22 protein-coding genes are annotated in these 20,860 nt (G+C 53.6%); 17 read left to right on the forward strand and 5 right to left on the reverse strand.

From position 1 onward, the window contains the following. The first annotated feature begins 179 nt into the window (after nt 1-179). The 14 genes from wecB (at nt 180) to J4D25_RS05735 (ending at nt 14,095) form a co-directional block, all read left to right on the forward strand. On the forward strand, nt 180-1,298 hold the full coding sequence (gene wecB, locus J4D25_RS05670) for a non-hydrolyzing UDP-N-acetylglucosamine 2-epimerase (RefSeq protein WP_057715623.1): 1,119 nt from the start codon (nt 180-182) through the stop codon (nt 1,296-1,298). Nucleotides 1,299-1,386: 88 nt separating this feature from the next. Continuing rightward, complete coding sequence (gene wecC / locus J4D25_RS05675) at nt 1,387-2,655, forward strand: UDP-N-acetyl-D-mannosamine dehydrogenase (protein ID WP_057715624.1); 1,269 nt, start codon at nt 1,387-1,389, stop codon at nt 2,653-2,655. A gap of 161 nt (nt 2,656-2,816) precedes the next feature. Beyond that, nucleotides 2,817-4,250 (forward strand): hypothetical protein, encoded by a 1,434-nt coding sequence (locus J4D25_RS05680; protein WP_057715625.1) that lies wholly within the window; start codon nt 2,817-2,819, stop codon nt 4,248-4,250. After that, the gene (locus tag J4D25_RS05685) at nt 4,171-5,379 is read left to right on the forward strand and encodes a hypothetical protein (RefSeq protein WP_131726880.1); all 1,209 of its coding nucleotides are present in this window, start codon (nt 4,171-4,173) and stop codon (nt 5,377-5,379) included. The genes J4D25_RS05680 and J4D25_RS05685 overlap by 80 nt, the downstream gene beginning before the upstream one ends. Beyond that, nucleotides 5,342-5,863, forward strand: coding sequence for an acyltransferase (locus J4D25_RS05690; protein WP_079246780.1), 522 nt, complete (start codon nt 5,342-5,344; stop codon nt 5,861-5,863). Before J4D25_RS05685 ends, J4D25_RS05690 begins: the two co-directional genes overlap by 38 nt. Before the next feature lie 373 nt (nt 5,864-6,236). Continuing rightward, the gene (locus J4D25_RS05695; RefSeq protein ID WP_277814394.1) at nt 6,237-6,941 is read left to right on the forward strand and encodes a WecB/TagA/CpsF family glycosyltransferase; all 705 of its coding nucleotides are present in this window, start codon (nt 6,237-6,239) and stop codon (nt 6,939-6,941) included. A gap of 272 nt (nt 6,942-7,213) precedes the next feature. After that, a complete protein-coding gene (locus tag J4D25_RS05700) occupies nt 7,214-7,504 on the forward strand; it encodes a hypothetical protein (protein ID WP_079246781.1) in 291 nt (96 codons plus the stop codon). An 88-nt stretch (nt 7,505-7,592) separates the two neighbouring features. After that, the gene (locus J4D25_RS05705) at nt 7,593-8,705 is read left to right on the forward strand and encodes a polysaccharide biosynthesis/export family protein (RefSeq protein ID WP_079246782.1); all 1,113 of its coding nucleotides are present in this window, start codon (nt 7,593-7,595) and stop codon (nt 8,703-8,705) included. A gap of 13 nt (nt 8,706-8,718) precedes the next feature. After that, complete coding sequence (locus tag J4D25_RS05710; protein ID WP_057715627.1) at nt 8,719-9,378, forward strand: YjbF family lipoprotein; 660 nt, start codon at nt 8,719-8,721, stop codon at nt 9,376-9,378. Beyond that, nucleotides 9,375-10,142: a capsule biosynthesis GfcC family protein gene (locus tag J4D25_RS05715; protein WP_079246783.1), complete on the forward strand. Its 768-nt coding sequence runs from the start codon at nt 9,375-9,377 to the stop codon at nt 10,140-10,142. The genes J4D25_RS05710 and J4D25_RS05715 overlap by 4 nt, the downstream gene beginning before the upstream one ends. After that, nucleotides 10,139-12,223, forward strand: coding sequence for a YjbH domain-containing protein (locus J4D25_RS05720; RefSeq protein ID WP_057715629.1), 2,085 nt, complete (start codon nt 10,139-10,141; stop codon nt 12,221-12,223). The genes J4D25_RS05715 and J4D25_RS05720 overlap by 4 nt, the downstream gene beginning before the upstream one ends. Continuing rightward, nucleotides 12,220-12,609: a VanZ family protein gene (locus tag J4D25_RS05725; protein WP_057715630.1), complete on the forward strand. Its 390-nt coding sequence runs from the start codon at nt 12,220-12,222 to the stop codon at nt 12,607-12,609. The genes J4D25_RS05720 and J4D25_RS05725 overlap by 4 nt, the downstream gene beginning before the upstream one ends. Nucleotides 12,610-12,731: 122 nt before the next feature. Next, a complete protein-coding gene (gene galU, locus J4D25_RS05730) occupies nt 12,732-13,565 on the forward strand; it encodes a UTP--glucose-1-phosphate uridylyltransferase GalU (protein WP_057715631.1) in 834 nt (277 codons plus the stop codon). Nucleotides 13,566-13,633: 68 nt separating this feature from the next. Then, nucleotides 13,634-14,095, forward strand: a complete 462-nt coding sequence (locus J4D25_RS05735) for a mannose-1-phosphate guanylyltransferase (RefSeq protein ID WP_109790591.1) — start codon at nt 13,634-13,636, stop codon at nt 14,093-14,095. 38 nt (nt 14,096-14,133) lie between these two features. On the opposite strand, the gene J4D25_RS05740 is transcribed toward J4D25_RS05735, so the two are convergent. Then, nucleotides 14,134-14,763, reverse strand: coding sequence for a hypothetical protein (locus J4D25_RS05740; protein ID WP_373423030.1), 630 nt, complete (start codon nt 14,761-14,763; stop codon nt 14,134-14,136). 71 nt (nt 14,764-14,834) lie between these two features. Then, nucleotides 14,835-15,203 carry a hypothetical protein gene (locus J4D25_RS05745; RefSeq protein ID WP_057716643.1) on the reverse strand — a complete coding sequence of 123 codons (369 nt, stop codon included), beginning with the start codon at nt 15,201-15,203 and terminating at the stop codon, nt 14,835-14,837. A gap of 472 nt (nt 15,204-15,675) precedes the next feature. On the opposite strand from J4D25_RS05745, the gene tal reads away from it, so the two are divergent. Next, a complete protein-coding gene (gene tal / locus J4D25_RS05750; protein ID WP_057715632.1) occupies nt 15,676-16,602 on the forward strand; it encodes a transaldolase in 927 nt (308 codons plus the stop codon). A gap of 204 nt (nt 16,603-16,806) precedes the next feature. On the opposite strand, the gene rssC is transcribed toward tal, so the two are convergent. The 3 genes from rssC to J4D25_RS05765 all read right to left on the reverse strand — a co-directional run bounded on the left by rssC (nt 16,807) and on the right by J4D25_RS05765 (nt 19,549). Further along, nucleotides 16,807-17,289, reverse strand: a complete 483-nt coding sequence (gene rssC, locus J4D25_RS05755) for an anti-sigma factor antagonist RssC (protein WP_057715633.1) — start codon at nt 17,287-17,289, stop codon at nt 16,807-16,809. After that, nucleotides 17,289-18,470 carry a two-component system response regulator RssB gene (gene rssB / locus J4D25_RS05760; RefSeq protein ID WP_057715634.1) on the reverse strand — a complete coding sequence of 394 codons (1,182 nt, stop codon included), beginning with the start codon at nt 18,468-18,470 and terminating at the stop codon, nt 17,289-17,291. Before rssB ends, rssC begins: the two co-directional genes overlap by 1 nt. 389 nt (nt 18,471-18,859) lie before the next feature. Next, nucleotides 18,860-19,549, reverse strand: coding sequence for a VacJ family lipoprotein (locus J4D25_RS05765; RefSeq protein WP_057715635.1), 690 nt, complete (start codon nt 19,547-19,549; stop codon nt 18,860-18,862). Between the two features lie 202 nt (nt 19,550-19,751). On the opposite strand from J4D25_RS05765, the gene J4D25_RS05770 reads away from it, so the two are divergent. Then, nucleotides 19,752-20,372, forward strand: a complete 621-nt coding sequence (locus tag J4D25_RS05770; RefSeq protein ID WP_057715636.1) for a phosphatase — start codon at nt 19,752-19,754, stop codon at nt 20,370-20,372. Between the two features lie 112 nt (nt 20,373-20,484). After that, entirely contained in the window at nt 20,485-20,748 is a 264-nt protein-coding gene (locus J4D25_RS05775; protein WP_057715637.1) for a DUF4404 family protein, read from the forward strand. Nucleotides 20,749-20,860 lie beyond the last annotated feature (112 nt).

The following is a 20,860-nucleotide window of genomic DNA, read 5'->3' on the forward strand; positions in this document are numbered from 1 at the left end:
TGGCAAAAATCAAATTCGTACAGCCCTACATCAATGGTTATCCATTAATTCGGCGTATTTCTCTGGATCAACAAAAGTTGGGTCGCCGTTGTTTTATCAGCATCGATCCGAAACGACATTTGTTAGTCAGTCCAAACATCCCTCCACCTTCAGCTACGAACATAGCAATGGATCGCCCTATGAAGACCCTATGCATTTTTGGTACCCGTCCTGAGGCCATTAAAATGGCTCCACTTGCGTTGGCACTGGCGGCAGACGAACGCTTTGAGGCGAAAGTCTGCGTCACCGGCCAACACCGTGAAATGCTCGATCAAGTACTGGGGTTGTTTGCCATTGAGCCGGACTTCGACCTGAACATCATGAAACCCGGCCAGGACCTGACCGACGTTACCAGCGCGATCCTGCAAGGGCTGAAGAAAGTCCTGGCGGAATTCAAACCCGATATCGTGTTGGTTCACGGAGATACCGCCACCACCTTTGCTGCCAGCCTCGCGGCCTACTACCAGCAGATTCCGGTTGCGCACGTGGAAGCCGGTTTGCGCACGGGCAATCTCTACTCTCCGTGGCCGGAAGAAGGCAATCGAAAACTCACGGGGGCGTTGGCCAACCTGCACTTTGCGCCAACCGAAACGTCGCAAGCCAATCTGCTGCGCGAGGGCGTTGATCCAGACACGATCGTCGTCACTGGCAACACAGTGATCGATGCCCTGCTGGATGTCGTCAAGCGTCTCGATCAGGACCAGGCACTGCTTGCCCAAGCCTCTGCACCGGCGGCCTTTCTCAACCCTGCAAGAAAATTGATCCTCGTGACAGGCCATCGCCGGGAAAGTTTCGGTGACGGCTTCGAGCGCATCTGTCAGGCGTTAATGGAGGTTGCCCAGCAACATCCAGGGGTCGATATCGTCTATCCCGTGCACCTCAATCCCAATGTGCGCGAGCCCGTCAATCGTCTACTCACCGGCATTGACAACATCTACCTGATCGATCCCCTGGACTACCTGCCTTTCGTTCACATGATGAGCCGTGCGCATATCATTTTGACCGACTCCGGAGGCATCCAGGAGGAAGCGCCGTCACTGGGCAAACCTGTGCTGGTGATGCGCGATACCACGGAACGGCCAGAGGCTGTTGCCGCAGGCACGGTGAAACTGGTCGGCACCGAAACCGCCGATATCGCCCGCGAGTTGAATCGTTTGCTGACCGATACGGTCGCCTACCGCACCATGAGTTACGCCCATAACCCCTACGGCGACGGTAACGCCTGCCAGCGCATCATCGAGGCGCTGCTCGCTCGATAACCCCCTCCCTTGCTTAACAGCCGTTGCGTTGCGCGGCTGTTATCTCGCTTGAAAAACGTATCTACACATCACTATTCAAGGACGTTCCATGCCTTTCAAAACCATCTCCGTCGTTGGTCTCGGGTATATCGGCTTGCCCACTGCGGCTGTCTTCGCTTCACGCAAAAAACAAGTGATTGGCGTCGACGTTAATCAAAATGCGGTCGATATCATCAACCGCGGTCAGATTCATATCGTTGAGCCAGACCTGGATATGGTGGTGCATGCCGCCGTGACTGAAGGCTACCTACGCGCCTCCACCCGGCCGGAACCCGCCGATGCTTTTCTGATTGCCGTGCCCACACCGTTCAAGGGCGACCATGAACCGGACTTGGGCTACATCGAATCGGCCAGTAAAAGCATTGCCCCGGTGTTGAAGAAAGGCGATCTGGTCATTCTTGAATCGACCTCCCCGGTGGGCGCTACCGAACAGATGGCCGCCTGGCTCGCCGAAGCTCGTCCAGACCTGAGCTTTCCGCAAACCCACGGTGAAAGCTCCGACATCCGCATTGCTCACTGCCCGGAACGGGTACTGCCCGGCCATGTGCTGCACGAATTGGTGCAGAACGATCGGGTCATTGGGGGCATGACACCTAAATGCTCCGCGTTGGCCATCAGCCTTTACAAGATCTTCGTCCAAGGCGAATGCATCGTCACCAACGCCCGCACTGCGGAAATGTGCAAACTCACCGAAAACAGTTTTCGCGACGTGAACATCGCCTTCGCCAACGAACTCTCGATGATTTGCGACAGACTGGATATCAACGTCTGGGAACTGATCCGCCTTGCCAACCGCCACCCAAGGGTCAATATCCTGCAGCCTGGCCCCGGGGTTGGCGGACACTGCATTGCAGTTGATCCGTGGTTCATCGTTAGCAAAACCCCAGATGAAGCTCGCTTAATTCGGACTGCTCGGGAAGTGAATGACAGTAAACCAGAATGGGTACTAGATAAAGTTAAGATTGCTGTCGCAGAGTTACTCCAGAAAAACCCATTAAAAACCGCCTACGAAATTACAATTGCATGTTTTGGCCTAGCCTTCAAACCCGATATTGACGACTTGCGCGAGAGTCCGGCAGTTTCAATCACCCAGAAAATCGCTGCTTTCCACCCTGGGCGAGTGTTGGCAGTCGAGCCGCACATTGAAGAACTCCCTGCGAAATTAACTAACCAGCTAACATTGAGCAGCATTGATCATGCGCTACCTGAAGCAGACGTTATTGTCCTGCTCGTAGACCATAAAATTTTTAAAGAAATCAGTCTAGAGCAACTAGAAAATCGCAAACTTATTGACACTCGAGGTATCTGGAACAGCTAATTCGCAGCATGAATTAATTTTTATTGACGCTGCCTTTGCACACAACAAAGGCAGCATCCTTACAACCCATAAAAGACAAAATAGAGCTAAGCACACCACAATGCACGACCTGAGCTTTCCACCCTACAAAAACTCCACTTTGCAAATCAGGAATGCTCTTAATGAAGGTTAGCAAAGGAACATCTTTGAGCATCATCAGCACATCTCTGCTATTTTTTATTAACGAGATGGCCCTTCTATCTATTATTGCTTCAGCCCTATACTTAAAATTCAAGAAAAAGCCATTTGAGTGCTTACTCGTAATTTGCTTTTATCTGACTTTTCAATGGACCTGGAGTGCGATCAGCGCAAACACAGGCGTAAGTAATCTTGAGCCAGCACATGTCAAGACCATAGCAGGATCAATCTTTTTAGCGATCATTCTTACCAAATATTTATCTAAGCCTGCAAAATTTCAAATACTATGCATTGCAGGAATCTTTCTATTACTAATGAAAGGTACGTTTTTTGCCGCAAACAAGATGGTAGCCATAAAATATTTAATCAACATGTACATCCCAATGATCATCACGATCATTAGTATGGGCAACATTTCTTTCAGCAAAAACAGAGAAAAGATTTCTAGCAAAATAGAAACCTATATTGCTTTGATCTTGATTGGCTCGCTAATCGGTGCATTGGCGCATGTAGTATCAGGCTACGACACCCTAATTTCGTTAACGTCCTCTCTAGCAGACAATAGACAAGACACCGATAGCATCATGCAAGAAATCGATGGCGAGTTTAAATATTTCACGGCTGGAGCCGCAACGAAAATAGCAGGAATCCCTGTAATTAGAAATCCCGGGTTAATTATCGACTCCATCCTCGCAGGTTATACTCTTGCCTTCATAATTGTTTATATTATTTATTTCGTACGCAGAAACAAAGCCGTACTACTTGGCGCATCGTGCTTCTTACTATTTATCACATTTTCAAAAGGCGCCTGGGTCATACCGATCATCACCATATTCATAACTGAAATAAACAAATTTCTTTGGAAGAAGTCAGTAAAACTTAGACTTATTACCAACATACTACTAATTTCGGTAATTTCGCTCAGCACGATAGTTTCTGCCTCACGGGGAACCGGCGATAGTTCATTCATTCACTTTATGGGGCTTTCCCAAGTATTCGTATTCCACCCATCTATTGCAGGGAATGATTTAGGTAGCGGAGGAAACTATGCTGATTCTGAATTTACAGAAAAACTAAAAACCGGAGCAGAAAGCACAATTGGCGTTATCTATTATCATACTGGTGCAGCAGGACTTGCACTACTCATAGCATTAAACGCCTCAATACTTATGTCCCTACTAAAGAAAAACGATCGAAAGCATAGCGTTCTAATAGGCATGCTGGCAGCTCAGCTTATTTTGTCTTTCCTTCAAGAAAACACATACAACCTAGCATATAGCTTCCCGCGAATACTGATATTCATCGCAATCATTTTTGAAATTAACAGAACCAATACCCATGCAAATCAAAAAAATAATCCCCTTAGCCATAATGGCACTGGGTGCAGGATCAATCTTCCTATCAATACTATTACTTAAACATCATCTTTCACCTGAAGATTATGGACGTTATTCAGGACTTATAACGCTCACAATGATCACATCAGCAATAGGACTGCTTTCTTATGAACAATCTACGCTCAGACTTGCAATCATCTCGGCGCAAAACACCTTACTTCTACCCTCCAACACAGTGGTGACTGCTCTACTTATAGCAGCATCCACATCGGCGGCATCTTCTTTTTTTTACACTCACTTTTTTGATTGCAATAGTTCCCCCTGGAAAATATTCATAATTTGCTTCTCTCTATCCGTAGCTTTATTCGCATCATCACTCCATCGTTTGTGCTCAAACTTCACGAACAGCCAAATTACACTGCACAGTTGGAAAATAATATTCCTGGTAATCATCGTGGCAATCCTTTACTTCAAAGGAAATGTGGATTACGAAACGATTGAAACAACACTTCTACTAGCGTGCCTATTAGGGCTTTCATCAGCAGCCTTTTCAATACGAGGTAGAATTGACTCTTCTGCACTGCAAATAAACACCATACCTTTTACTGCCAGCTTTTTGGGCTCTACCGCTATAATAGTGGCAATCAACAGTTTTGATAAATTTGCTGTAGGCAAGCTGATTGGCAAAGAGGAGCTTGGAAATTATTTTTACACAGCCACAATTTACACCTATCCATTTTTAATTATTTCATCCTTCATAGGACTTACACAACTAATTTCATTTAAAACAAAATTTAACATCAGCGATCTAAAGAGACAGATCAGACAAGTACTAATACTGACACCACTGTCGCTAATAGCTTACTCTGGAGTATCAGCATACGTCATCTCGCTAGTCAGCCCAACAGAAAACCAAGACCATGCTTTAATAGCTATATTCTTAGGGATTTCAATGACCCGAATTGCTTATGCTGTGATCTCATCTGCAATGGGGGCGACAGGGTTGAGCAAGACCATATTTATTGCGAACCTTTACTTCATTATTCTCTCAATACCACTTTTAATACTACTGTCGCAGTTTCCAGCAAGCACATATACAATTGCCACAACCGTCCTCGGACTCTTACTAATCAGATCACTCCTTTACTTTATATTTCTAATCAGGCAAGAACATGAAAAAGCTACTAGCACAATTCAGCTTCGAAGCTAAGCAATGGTTTATTCTACTTACTAAATACGCACCCGGTAAATTTGGGTGTCACATTCGAAATTTAACATGGGGGTATAAGGCTGGAAAATTTTCTACCATCTGGGACGGAACCCATATAAATCACCCAGAAAAACTGAAAATTGGCCATAATGTTTCGATCAATAGAGGCTGTACAATTCATGCAGGCGGCGAAATTGATATAGGCGACAATGTTTTAATTGGCCCTAAAGTCGTCATATACTCGCAAAACCACAAATTTCGCTCTTTAAGTAAAAATATTGCTGAACAGGGCTACTCCTATAAAAAGGTCACCATCGAAGACGATGTATGGATTGCTTCTGGCGCAATTATATTGCCAGGCTCTTACATTTCGAAAGGTGCAATCATTGGTGCGGGTGCGGTTGTTCGAGGCAGCATTCCCAGCCTTGCCATCGTAACCGGCAACCCCGGCACTATCACTGGAACTCGGACACAAATGGATTAATAGATAAATCACTGACTCTATTGCAGGGTTGTCGATGACATTGAATTCATTTCACCAACAAGCGATTAACCTGCAAATTTTTTCTTTTCTGGCTGGATACGTATCAACTTACTCATCGTTAGTTCATTGCGAAACTACTCCTGTACCGGTACGAGCGCGCGCGCATTGGCAGCAGACGCGCGATCTAACTGCGTAGTTATTTACCCAGCTAGCGACCTTCAACAGCGATCGCACAATTGCTGGTAAAAAATCTATTCAATTGGCAGGACCGCTTTTTACTTCCCCGCTGGCCTAGGCGTATTACTCGCTCGCCTTTACACCCCAAACCCCGCTGAGATTAACCATGCAAAGAATTGAAGTTTTGGACTGCCCCATGGATGTCGCTTCCATGGACAACACGGTCGAGACAATTCGCAACGCGATTACTGCCGGCCACTTCACCCAGCACGTGGTAGTGAATGTCGCCAAGCTAGTAAACATGCGCGACGACCCTCAGTTGAGCGAATCCGTCCGTTCTTGTGACATCATTAATATCGACGGTATGGGTGTGGTGTTGGGTGCCCGCTTTCTCGGCCACTCAGTGCCCGAACGCGTCGCGGGTGTCGACCTGTTTCATGAATTGCTGGAGATGAGCGCCGCCAACCAGTTTTCGGTGTTTTTGTTGGGCGCCAAGGACGAGGTCGTTTCCACCGCCGCCAGCAAGGTGAAAGCGCTTTACCCTGGGCTGAAAGTCGCCGGGTATCACCATGGCTATTTCTGGGACGACGAAGCCGCACTGGTCGAGAAGGTTCGGGCTTCAGGTGCTCAGCTGCTGTTCGTCGCCATCACTTCGCCGATGAAAGAAAACTTTATCAACCGCTGGCGCGATCAGTTGGGGGTCACCTTTGTGATGGGGGTGGGCGGAACGTTCGATGTGGTCGCGGGGAAGGTAAAACGTGCGCCGCAATGGATGCAGAATTACGGGCTGGAATGGCTGTACCGTGTTATCCAGGAACCCGGCAGGATGTGGAAGCGCTACTTGACCACCAACAGCAAGTTCGCCTGGTTGCTTATAAAAGAAAAGCTTAAGCGGTCTTGAATATCATCGCCGTACTCGTGGCGCGGACGGGTAATGTTAGAAACAGTGGGTGCGCGTTATAAAACGTCAGACCTGTCAGGCGTCCTACGCAGGTATTCTTAAGGCAATAATCGCAAGATAAACCTCACTGAGGAACGACCCAGAGGTCCACTCTCATCGAGTTCGAATCAATACTATCCTTAACGTTAATGGACGCTCAGCGTTTTTGGCCTTGCACGCTCGCTTCTTAGTTTCACCGCCAATACCGACGATGCATCAAAAAGGAATCTACCATGACCAAACTACTTGTTTCCGCCCTAATGCTTTCTTTAAGTGCCTCCGTTTTGGCCGCTGAGCCTCCCGCAGCGTCTTCTGCTCCAGGCACACCTGCAAAACCCGCAGCAAACGCTCCTTTGAGTCTGAACACCCCTCTCGTGGGCAGCCTGACCACAGGGACTGCTCTCGGCATCGGCGCCGCGGTTATTGCCGGCGCCGCTGCGCTGTCATCCAGTGGTGGCGGAAGCAACAATGACGGCGGCACTACTGGCACTACCGGCACCACTGGCACCACCGGTACACGCTAAGCGCACCGCGAGGTCGATAGCCTTCTACCACCCGGAGCAATCCGGGTGGTTCCGTTTTGATGTGTTCCCTCCACAAGTGTCCTCAATCATGATTCGTAGTTTGTCGCTCGCTGTGCTTGCAGGTATTGCCCTGCAAGGCTGTATGTTCTCACCCGGTCAACACCTGGATACCAGCCAGGTCGGCCGTGAAGGCTCACCGGAAAGCAGTCGGATCGAGTTGATTCCGATAACGCCCAAACTGATTGCCCAGAACGCGGCGACAAAAGTGCAAGCCTCGATGCCCGCCGAGTTGTTGGCGTACAAGCCGGGTGCTTACCGGATTGGCGCCAATGATGTGTTGTACATCACTGTGTGGGACCATCCTGAGTTGACTGCGCCATCGGGCGCGCAACAGCAAATTGATGCGAACGGTCGCCTGGTACGCCCGGACGGCACTCTGTTTTACCCCTATATCGGCAACATTCATGCCGCAGGTAAAACCATCGAGGAGCTACGCGGTTTTATTGCTGAGCGCCTGACTCAATTCGTCGACAGCCCCCAGGTTGACTTGAGTGTTTTGCGGTTTGCCAGTCAAAAAGTCGTTATTTCCGGTGCTATTTTGAAAGCCGGTCAACAACCCATTACCACTTCGCCGCTCAGTGTCGTCGAAGCCATGGGTACTGCTACTGTCGATCCATTGAATGCCGACCTTGCCGGCCTGACACTGACCCGGGACGGACGTGAGTATCCGCTCGACCTGGACTCGCTGAACAGCAAAGGCTCGGAGTTGCATAACGTCTATTTGAAAGACGGCGATCAGTTGTACCTGCCCTACAACGACCGGAAAAAGATCTACGTCATGGGTGAGGTCAACCAGCCTCGGGCGCTCACGTTCAAAATCAATCGGATGAATCTGGCGGATGCGGTCGGAACGGTCGGTGGACTGAACCAGACCACATCCAACGGCAATGCACTGTATGTCATTCGAGGTGCCGAGAACCTTGAAACCGAGCCGGCAAAGGTCTTTCAGCTGGACGCCGAATCGCCTACCGCGTTTGCTCTCGCCAGCCGCTTCGATCTGCAACCCCAGGACATCGTCTACGTCGGCCCTGCAGGCGTGACCCGCTGGAACCGCTTGATCAGTCAGTTGCTGCCCTCGGCTACTATCCTGGGTACCGGAGCGGCCGCTCAAAACAATCTCAGTGAAGCCAGCAGTCGATAAGGTTTGAGCCGCTTTGAAAACTTTGCGTAACAGCTCATGCCTGGCGGTGGGTTTACTGCTGTGTGGCTGCAATCCGTTGATGCAGGCGTCCCTGGATACCTTTAAAGCCGCCACACTGGGCGTCCAGCCGCTGCAAGTGACTGCAGCGCAAGTGGAGGCCGTGCCCTATGCGCAGATCAAGGTCACCACGGACGTCAGCGAAGGTGTGCTGGCGAAGCTTCGCCAGCAGGACGACCTGGAGTTCTGGGTCGCCTCCGGCAAGCAAGTGCTGTTGATGCGCGATGGTCTGGTCGTGCGCACTGTCGGCCTGAGCATCAATCTCGATGGCACGCGCTTCGACGGTGAGTCGCCGTTCAAGCGTGGCTTGCAGCAATTGCCCGACGGTTACAGCAGTACCCGCTGGATTGATGTCTATCAGGGTCCGCGGGTCGGACTGGCTGTTAACAGTCGTTTCAGTCGACAGGGCATCGAAACCGTCACCATCCTGGACAAGGACTATGCGTTGCAGCGCATAGATGAACGCGTCGACATCCCCGAGCTGGGATTCAAGGCCACCAACCGTTTTTGGGTCAGGCCTGACGATGGCTTGATCCTGCAGAGCGAACAACATCTCACGCCGGAACTTTTCTTGAAGATTGTGCAATTGCGCCCTGACCGGGAGACGGCTCGGTGAGATATTCGAAAACGCTATCGGCTTGCCTGTTGCTGGCAAGTTCTGCGATGACTCAGGCCGCTGTCACGGTCACGGGTGATGTACAAAACGCCGGATCCTTCACGTTCGTGCCAGGCACGCGCTTACTCGATGCCGTCAGCCTGGGACGCCCGAACGCCGAAAGTTACTGGTTGGCCGCCGCCTGGCTGCACCAGCCACTGTTGGAGCAGCAAACCCGCCTTAAGGCCGGCGTGCTGTTCGATCTGAAGTTGCTTCAACGTGGGGCCTTGCTTGAAGAAAAAAACAGCCTTGCGGCCCTGGCTGCGCGTCTGTTTGAAGAGGTCAGCCGACTGCCCGTTACCGGCCGCAAAGTCGCGGTGCTCGACCCCGTGGCGCTGGAGGTTGGGTTCGCCCCTAATTACTCGCTCAGTGACGGTGACCAGCTGATTTACCCTCTACGCCCGACGACGGTCACTGTCCTGGGTGCAGTTGAACAGCCCTGCACGCTGCCCTATCGCGCCCTGCTGCCAGCCCAGGAATATCTCAAAAGCTGTCTGCCGGTGACCGACGCAGATGCCGATTACCTGTGGTTGATTCAGCCCGATGGCCTGGTCAAGCGAGTCGGCAACGCCGCCTGGAACCGCGAAGATGGGGTGATTGCCGCCGCCGGCAGCACAATTCTGGTGCCCGTGCGCAACGATGATCTGGATTTGCCCACACCCGACTTGAACGAGCAGCTTGCTCAGTTTCTCGCCACCCAACCGCTGCCCGAGGTGGCCCCTTGAAGTTACGTTTTGCCGCCGTAGTGTTGTTGCCCTACAGCTTGGCTCATGGAGAGCCGCGTTTTACCCAGAATGATTTCGGTGGTGTGGGTTTGTTGCAAACCCCTACCGCACGGATGGCACCCGCCGGCGAATTCAGCCTGAACGCCAACCGGACAGACCCTTACTCGCGCTATAGCATTTCAATACAGCCCCTCGATTGGCTAGAAGGTAGTTTTCGTTATACCGCTATCAGCGACCGTAAATACGGGGCCGAATCATTCAGTGGCGACCAGAGCTATAAAGACAAGGCGGTCGATGTCAAAGCCCGCCTCTGGAAAGAAAGCCACTGGTTGCCCGAGGTCGCGCTCGGTTTTCGGGATGTCGGGGGCACCGGCCTGTTTTCCAGCGAATACTTTGTGGCGAACAAACGTTACTACGACCTGGATTTCAGCCTCGGCGTTGCCTGGGGTTACATCGGTAACCGTGCGGACCTCGAGAACCCGCTGGGGTACATCGACGAGCGCTTTGATACACGCCCGGTAAACACCGGCGCGGACGCGGGCAACGTCAATACCGGCTCGTATTTTCGCGGCTCGCCCGCGTTGTTTGGCGGTGTGTCCTATCAGACGCCCTGGGCGCCCTTGAGCTTGAAACTCGAGTTCGACGGTAACGACTACAAGCACGAGCCGCTGGATAATAGCCTGAAGCAGGACTCGCCCATCAACATCGGGGCGGTCTTCAAGCTAAGTGACTCTGTCGATCTGACCGCCGGTTGGGAGCGCGGCAACACCGCGTTGTTCGGCATCACTTTTCATACCAATTTCGCCAGCCGCAAGGCGCCGGCCAAGCGCTACGACCCCGCTGTCGAGGCGCTGCCGGCACATGCGCCAACTGCGCCGCTCGACCAGGTCGACTGGGCGGGGGTTTCCAAACGATTGGAAAACAACGCCGGTTATAAGGTCGAGCGTATTGCTCAGCGCGATTCCGAGCTGATTGTGTATGGCGAGCAGTCGCGCTATTTCTACTCAGCCAAAGGTGTGGGCCGGGCCAGCCGGATTCTGGACAACAGCGCGAATGACGAAATCGACTGGTTCACGCTGGTGAACAAGCGTTACGACATGCCCGTTGAAGAAACCAGTGTGCCCCGCGAAACCTTCCGGGAAGTGGTGAATAACCAACAGGACCTTACTGACCTGCACCGCACCACCGAATTGAACCGGGCCACGCCACACATTGAAAACACGCTGTACACCCAGCCCCTTGAGCGTTTTACCTATGGTATCGGCTTGGGTTACAAGCAAAACATTGGTGGTCCCGACGGTTTGCTGTACCAGTTGACCGCTGATTTGGACGCAGAATACCGCTTTACCCGCAACACGTGGACGAGCGGGGTCATAAGCACCAATCTCCTGAACAACTTTGATAAGTTCACGTACGACGCGCCGAGCAATCTGCCCCGAGTGCGGACCGATTTGCGCAAGTACGTCATCACCTCTGATGTAACAATGCCGACATTTCAACTCAACCATGCCAAGCAACTGGATCAAGACTTGTATGGCATGGTGTATGGCGGTTATCTGGAATCAATGTTCGCCGGGGTCGGTGGTGAATTGCTGTACCGCCCCATGGGCGAGCGTTGGGCCGTGGGTGCTGATTTGAACTTTGTACGCCAGCGTGACTTTGACCAGGGTTTTGGTCTGCGCGATTACAACACCACGACCGGTCACATCACCACCTATACCGAACTGCCGTTCGACTTGCAGGCTGCGGTCAGTGTTGGACGCTACCTGGCGCGCGATTGGGGTGCCACGATCGATCTGTCGCATGAGTTCACTAACGGCGTGAAGTTCGGTGGCTGGGTCACCCGAACCACGGCCTCGAAAGAAGAGTTCGGCGAGGGTAGCTTCGACAAAGGTATCTATATCTCGGTCCCCTTCGACGAGTTGATGAGCGTTTCCACGATGCGTCGCGCCAACCTGGTCTGGGCTCCGCTGACCCGCGATGGTGGCGCGCGTCTGAACCGCCAATATTCGCTGTACACAATGACCAATGGCCGCGACAAAGATGCGTTCTATAAGAACTTTGAGAAAATCACCGAATGAGTTCGTTGTTCCTGGGTGTCACACAACTTCCCCAATGGATACGAACTCTGATTTTCATCAGCGTTGGCGCGGTCTTACTGGCAGCCGGGTTGCGAGCGCAACCCATTCCCGAAGCCTTTGTCCAGGAAGACAAGCTGCATCACTTGATAGGCTTTTTCGCTTTGTCGTTTAGTTGCCGGCTGGCCTTCCTGCGGGTCAACGTGCGCTGGATCGCCTTGGGCTGTCTGGTGACGGGTATCCTGATCGAGTATGCACAAGGACTGATGCCGCTGCGCACAGCATCACCTTACGACGCCCTGGCGAATGCTGTCGGTGTGCTGATCGGCTTGATTGTGTGGCGTTGTAAGCACCCAATCAAACAGTCCGCTGAGCTCCCGGACACTTAAGACCACGGCTTCGTCCGTGAGCATAGTGAGAATTTGGAAGCTCTACCTATTGGCGGGGGCATCTTAGTGCTCTCCGCAGAAAATGACGGCTTCTCTTATACATTGGAAAAAAGGACGCTTCTATGATCCGTAAATGTCTATTCCCTGCTGCCGGCTATGGCACGCGCTTTCTGCCCGCCACCAAGTCGATGCCGAAGGAAATGCTGCCGATCGTCAACAAGCCGCTGATCCAGTACGGCGTTGAGGAAGCACGGGATGCCGGCCTGCAGCACATGGCGATCGTCACCGGGCGCGGCAAGCGGGCGCTGGAAGACCATTTCGATATCAGCTACGAGCTGGAGCATCAGATTCGTGGTACCGACAAGGAGAACTATCTCAACGGTACCCGCGAGTTGATGGATACCTGCACCTTCTCTTACACCCGTCAGGTGGAGATGAAGGGGCTGGGGCACGCCATTCTCTCTGGCCGTCCGTTGATTGGTGATGAGCCGTTTGCGGTGGTGCTGGCGGACGACCTGTGCTTGAACCTGGAAGGCGATGGTGTGCTGTCGCAGATGATCGCGCTCTATAAGCAGTTCCGTTGCTCGATCGTGGCCATTCAGGAAGTACCCAACGACCAGACGCACAAGTACGGCATCATCGCCGGCGAGCAGATTCGCGAAGGTATTTACCGGGTTAACAGCATGGTTGAAAAGCCTAAACCGGAAGATGCCCCGTCCAATCTGGCCATTATTGGTCGTTACATTCTGACGGCCGATATCTTTGACTTGATTGCTGATACCGAACCCGGCAAGGGCGGTGAGATCCAGATCACTGACGCGTTGATGAAGCAGGCACAAAGCGGTTGTGTCCTGGCATACAAGTTCGAAGGTCACCGCTTTGACTGCGGCGGAGCGGAAGGTTATATCGACGCGACCAATTTCTGTTATGAGAATTTGTATAAGAAAGGCCTGTAACCGGTAATTTTCAGCTCTTGGGTGCCGCGTTTCTGAGCGGCCATAAACCTTTTGCAAGGCAGACCACTATGAACGCTTCCAGATCACCGATCGACTCTGTCTATAAATCGCTGGACCCTTTTGCACCGGGCAATATGGTTTTGGGGCAGGAGTTCACCGAGGGCAACAGTGGATTGATGGCCTGGTTGCGGACGTACGAAAAAGCACCCTCCTCTACCTCCCCTCAACCCAGATTGCTGGTGGAACGCATCGGGCTTTTCCCCTCCTCCGGGGACATTCGATGTGCAGTCAGTAATCCGACTGCCGTACTGACGCATCTTCGTTCGTTGTACGCCAGTAAAGCGCTGGACTTAGACGAGAGCGACGGCCTAAGCCTGACGTTCACTGAATGGCGCTTCAAGATCCACCTCTCGCAGACCGAGCCAGAAATCGTGCTGAACGTTGAGAGTCGTGGCGATGTTGCACTGATGCAGTTGAAAACTGCAGAGCTGCTGGCCCGGATTGATGAGAAAAGCAGTAGTGAGTCCTAGCTCCACCCTCTTGCCGGGACTCGACATCAAGCCAATCGCTATAACCGTGACGGCCCGCCAGAAGTACGCCAATGAGGCTGCATAAAAGCCTTTTCTGCCCCCGACAGAGTCACTGCCAGCGAGTTCAAGACCCCCTCGGCGGTGTACTTGGGAATGCTCGTACTCAGTAGAATCCCCGCTAGCCCCAGCGCCAGGGCCGGCAAAGGAATTTTGCGGATTTCCCTTCTCTCCAGCCTGAAAAGAAAGACGCACGCCGCGGCTGATCCCACAACCGCCCCGGCAATCGCTTCCGGCAGAGGATGAATCGTCTGACCGACATACTGGATGCTGAACCACCAGGTCGATAGCAGCCCCGCTCCCAGCGCCAGCCATCGAAGACGATGATCCAGTTGGCGCAACAGCAAACTCAGTACAACGGTCGACACCAGGCAGGCGTTCATTGCGTGGCCACTGATGACCGCGATATCCAGGCTTTCCAGGCCGATTCCCCAGCCCTTGAAAAGCACTTTACTGAAACCTACGACGAGATAGGCTACGAACAGTACGCCTAGCCATAAGAGGGCGAGTTTTCTGGATGCCGTGCACCATAACCAACCCGCGACGACCATGGCCGCTGGAAGCATGACTGTGATTCCGGCGTATTGTGCGATGTACAGTTTTGACTCCAATCTACTTCCTCACGCCTGATGCAATTTTCCAGTGTAATGGACACTGGGCGCGTGTTCAGTAGATACAGCGCTCATCGATCCGAAAAGCACTTCAGACGGTTCTCTACGACAAGCACCGAATAACTCGCGATGTGCATTGCCAGTCCGTCCTCTACCAGCGCGTCCAGCAAGGCCGCCTGTGCCGCGAAGCGCAGGTCGCGGTTGAGTTTTCGAGAGGCGTGCATCTGATCGATCAGAACATGCGTCACTTGATAAGGAGTGTTAATCCTCAAACGTCCCAGCCAGACAGATAGTTTTTTTGCTGTTTTAGTCTGCCTGATATCCTGTACGCCTGTTGCCTTGTCCGAAGAGGGGCTTTTCGAAACTTCCACGATCTCTTCAAACACGTTGGTCAACTTTTTTAATGCGTAGCCGAGCATCAGATCATCAAACGCATCCAAAAACATATACCTCTTCACTTTGTGAAGTCATTTCCACCATGCAAACACTTGCTATTATCACACTACACTTTATTCGCTTTATATATTCGACGTATTCTAACGATCACACCTTATTAGATAACACCCCACCAACAACAAGATTACCTTTGCGACAACTTAGTGGACTTTTTATAACAATCACTGAGGGCGCAACCAAACTATATAGAATTCAAAAATTTAGCGGTATTACACCCAGGACACAGTGAGCGTTATCAGAAGATTCAGGTGCTAGGTGATGTGATTGCAAGGCGATAACCGTCAGATGAGTTGAACCTGTGAGCCCGCCTGGCATCCTATTTATCGATACCGCCCCCCACCTTTCAAACACCTGTTTTCAGGTTGTTGCCACAGGGGGCATTGATACACGTACACGCCCTTGAGTGGCTGTCAGCGCTCGGGTAATGTCATCAGACCCATAGGACAGAGCACGCCCATGACTTCCAAGCTGGAACAACTCAAACAAATGACAACCGTGGTTGCCGACACCGGCGACTTCGAAGCAATCGCTCGCGTTAAACCCGTGGACGCCACCACCAACCCTTCCCTGCTGCTCAAGGCCGCGGCCATTCCTGCGTATGCCGAGCTGCTGAACGCCTGCGTCAATGACTGCAAGGGCGATGTGGGCCTGGCCAGCGACCGTTTTGGCGTGGCCGTGGGGCAAGAAATCCTGAAAGTGATTCCGGGCCGCATTTCCACCGAAGTGGATGCGCGCCTGTCGTTCGACACTGATGCCATGCTCAAGCGTGCGCATCGCCTGATCGAGCTGTACGACAAGGCCGGTATTGGCCGCGACCGCGTGCTGATCAAGATCGCGTCCACCTGGGAAGGCATCCGCGCTGCCGAGATCCTGGAAAAGGAAGGCATCCAGACCAACCTGACCCTGTTGTTCTCCTTTGCCCAGGCGGCCGCCTGTGCCGACGCCGGGGTGTTCCTGATTTCGCCGTTCGTGGGCCGTATCTACGACTGGTACAAGAAAGCCAACGGCAACGACTACACCGGCGCGGATGATCCGGGCGTGCAGTCGGTGACGCGCATCTACAACTACTACAAGGCCAATGACTACAAGACCGTGGTCATGGGGGCGAGCTTCCGCAACCTGGGCCAGATCGAGCAACTGGCCGGCTGTGACCGCCTGACCATCAGCCCGGACCTCATCGACAAGCTGGCCGCGGATACCGGCAAGCTGGAGCGCAAACTGGCGCCTGGCCATGCCGGTGAAGCGCGCCTGAGCCTAAACGAATCGCAGTTCCGCTGGCTGTCCAACGAAGATGCGATGGCGACCGAGAAACTCGCCGAAGGCATTCGTCAGTTCGCGCGGGATCAGGAGAAGCTCGAGGCGTTGTTGCAGGCCAAGCTGTGATCTGAGCGGGTGTAATGCAAAAAGGGCGAACCTGTGAGGGTTCGCCCTTTTTTGTATGTGCTTGGTGACTGGCAGGACGCCATCGCGAGCAAGCTCGCTCCCACAGGAGTTCGCGGGATGACTGAGGTCGTGTGCTAAACGAGGACCTGTGGGAGCGAGCTTGCTCGCGATGGGGGTCTGGCTGACCCACATCAGTTCAGGGGATCAATGGCGTTCGAGCGCATTCACCAGGTCATGGAAGGCTTCACGATTGGTGTCGTTCAGGCCCATGAGGATCTTGTGCGCTTCGAGCACCTTGATCCGCACCACTTCTTCGGACTGATCCTGGTCTGGCAGGTCGTCCAGGCATTCCGGGCACGGCACCGGCTTGTCAACGATGTTGAACACCTGCTCGAAGCCCATGGACTGCAGCAGCCGCGTGATGTCTTCGTGGGTGGTGACGACGGTCGGCAGCAGGCCAACCTTCTGCCGCGACAGGATCGACAGCTTGGCCAGCAGGCCAAGTGTGGTGCTGTCGATGCTGCGGGTTTCGGTCAGATCGATCACGATCGAATTGAAATTCAACGCGCTGAAGATCCGCTCAATAGTCGCATCCAACGCCGAACACAGGGTCAGGCGAACTTCACCGACGAACTTCAGGACGAAGGTGCCATCCTGCTCGGCGAACTGGATTCTACCGGTACTCATCAAAGATTCCTGCTCAACACCAACAGGGCGATATCATCCGGCATCTCCCCTAGCGTGGCCAATCCAAAAACCTGCCGCAGCCCATCCAGGGTGCCGCCCGCAGCCTTGACCCGTTGGGGCAACGCCGCTTCTTTCTCTTTGAGTGTGGGTTCTGGCAAAAGATCCAGAATGCCATCAGACATCAGCGTCAGGCTGAACGTCGGTGGCAGTTCCAGCACGTGGTCTTCGTAGGTGGCTTCGTTGAAGAGGCCCACCGGCAGACCACGCCCTTGCAGATAACGAACACTGTCTGGCGTGTACAACACTGGCAACGGCAAATGACCGCCGATGCTATAGGTCAACAAACCGGTCTCCTCGTCGATGACTCCACCGACCATTGTGACGTGTTTACCCAGCTTACAACTGATCAGGCCCCGGTTGATATGACCAAGAACCTCTGAAGGCTTGAATTCCGGCAGGGTGCCGCTGCGCTTGGACTCGAACAGCAAGCGCGTGGTCATGAACTTCAACAGCACGGTGACGAAGGCTGAGGAGGCGCCGTGACCGGAAACGTCCGCCAGGTAAAAGGCGACCCGTCGCTCGTCGACCCGGAAGTAGTCGACGAAATCACCCGACAGGTACAGCGACGGGATGATCTGGTGAGCAAACTTGAACTCGTCGATGGTCCAGGGGCTGACCGGCAGCATGTTCATCTGCACCTGGCGACCGGCGTTCTGGTCCTCCTGGAGCAGGTTCAGGCTGGCTTCGAGCTCGCGATTGGCCTTCTCCAGCTTCTCGCGGTAGCGCTGGTTCTCCAGCAGCAGGCGCGCACGATCCAGGGCCCGGCGCACAGAGTGCTCGAGCACAGCCAGATCTTCGAGAGGCTTGATCAGGTAGTCCGCCGCGCCCAGGCGCAGGGCTTCGACCGCGTCATTCATCACGCCGGCACCCGACACCACGATCACCGGGGTTTGCGGCGACAGTTCGGTGACCTGGCGAATGAGTTCGAGACCGCCCATCTGCGGCATGCGCAGATCGCAGATGACCAAGTCGGGCTTGTCTTGCTCGAATACCTGAAGACCCTGCTGACCATTGCTGGCCTGCAAGACGCTGAAACCACTGTCTTCCAAATAGGCGGCGAGGCTCGCGCGCACTACTTCGTCATCATCGATTATCAGCAGCGTGGCACTGGTTTTTGGCATGTGGGCAAACGGCGCCAGAATTAGGTTGGCGTAGCAGGCGGGGATTTTGGCCCGGCACTGACTACTGGATTCGCTTTCTAGCCTCTCTGTAGCACCGCTTTCGGGCATTTGCCCTACACACGTGTTCACCAGAGGTGCCCTTCTAAGGCGCAGACGGTACTCCCATCCGCGGGGCGTTTCAAGCTCACGCCGATGGTCGCCTGACGTCTTTATTTGTCAAATCACCGAGAGTTATAAGAACAGGCAAATCCGTAACCCAATGGAAGGTTCGAACCCACGAGTCAAACCGGCCGGGACTACAGTGAAAACCGCGATTTCATCCGCATGCGGCTCTTCGCAGACAAAAAAGGCGGCCTTGATGGCCGCCTTTTTCAGTTTACCGGTCGAGATCAAAAATCGTCTTCGACCTGACCGTCCTTCACCTTGAATTCACGGTTCTGCAAGTACGCATTACGGATGAAGGTGTACTTGTCGCCGGTGATCAGCTTCTCGCTCGACAGCAGGTTGGCACGGGTATCGATGATGTCCAGGGCGTAGAACGAGTTACGCACCGGAACGTCGTTTATGTAACGATAAGCGCCGGTGTAGCTGTCGACGTACTTGGACGGCGCATCACGCAAGGTGCTTGGCCCCAGCAGCGGCAGCATCACGTAAGGGCCGCTGCCGACACCCCAGTAGCCCAGCGTCTGACCGAAGTCTTCGTCATTGCGCTGCAGGCCCATTTTCGTGCCGACATCAATGACGCCCAGCAAGCCGAAGGTGGTGTTGAAAATGATTCGCGCGGTATCAACGCCTGCGGCATGAGGTTTGGCCTGCAGGATATCGTTGGCCAGGTTGCGCACATCGCCGATATTACGGAAGAAGTTGTGAACGCCGTCTTCGACAAACTGTGGCGTCACGTACTCGTAGCCCTGGGCCAGGGGTTTGAGCGCGTAGGTGTCGATCACGTCGTTGAACTTGAAAATCGGGCGGTTGACGCTTTCCCAAGGATCCTCTTCCGTGGCTGCCTGGGCAGCGAACGGAACCAGCATCACGCTGGCGCATACACAAATCCTGGCTAGATGATTGCTCCAGCGCATAGAAAAAAAACTCCTTGGTTTGTACTGGCTCGGGCACTTGGCCCAAGCAATAAGTTGGCAAGTATAAGACGTAAACGCCGTTTAACGCACTTTGTACGAGATCCACACGGAAGGAATCGTGCCAAATGTGAGCGTTTCACATCCATGTCATTCAACTGTCACCGTCGTCCACTAGCCTTCAGGCTATTTCAGGGACGTCCACATGCCGCTCGCCGAAGCCTTACCCCAAACCGCACCCAGCCTGACCGCCGTACTGTTCGGCCTCAGTGGCTGCCTGGTGGATTTCGGCGCGCACACGCACCGGCACGGCAGCCACTCGGCCGAACACGCCGAGGCCACGCCCGGCGCACTGGATAGCCTGCGCAGCTTGCAGCGCCAGCAAATCCCCTGCGCCTGGCTCGATGAATTGCCCCCTGCCCTCAGCCAATCCCTGGCCGCGGCGCTGCCGGAATGGATCAAACCCTCGCAACATTCAGCTACAAACAACCCATGGCCCGCTCCGAATGCCTGCTGGCACGCCTTGATGACCCTGAACGTCGAGCGACTCGACGGCTGCGTACTGGTGAGCGGTGAACCCCGTTTGCTGCAGGCGGGGCTCAATGCCGGGTTGTGGACCATCGGTCTGGCGTCCTGCGGCTCGCTGTGCGGGCTGGCGCCCGAGCAATGGCAAGCGCTGCCCCCGCAGGAGCGCGACATCAAACGCGCCAAGGCGACGATGCAACTGTTTGGTCTGGGCGTGCATTCGGTGATCGATCACCTCGGTGAACTCGATACCTGCCTGGCCGATATCAGCTTGCGTCGGCTCAAGGGCGAAAAGCCCTGATCGAGATCATGCACGTTGGGCGCGAGTGGATTAATCTAAAGGTCAGACATCGACCTTTGGCCTGCCGCCATGGTCTATGCCAGTGCCTATCGATAAAAGAAGGAAGAACGCCATGCCTGCCCGCGAACTGCAAGAACAGCTCAATGCCCTGCGCGAGCAATTGGAACAGAATCCTCCATTGTCTGAAGCCGAACGCGCAGAGTTGAACGAACTGATGCAACAGATCGAGTTGAAGCTTGAACTCGAAACCAAAACCCAGGATTCCAGCCTCGCCGATGGCGTAAACCTGGCTGTCGAGCGCTTTGAACTCGAACACCCTACCCTTGCCGGCACCCTGCGCAACATCGGGCAGGCCTTGGCCAATATGGGAATCTGAACCCCGCCAGACGCAAAAAAGCCCTGCTAGTGATAGCAGGGCTTTTTCTTTTCTGCACTTGGCAATGCAAGTCCCCTGTGGGAGCGGGCTTGCTCGCGAAAGCGGTGGGTCA

It is taken from the genome of Pseudomonas sp. GW456-L13 (assembly GCF_017350115.1).
GTDB lineage: Bacteria > Pseudomonadota > Gammaproteobacteria > Pseudomonadales > Pseudomonadaceae > Aquipseudomonas > Aquipseudomonas jessenii.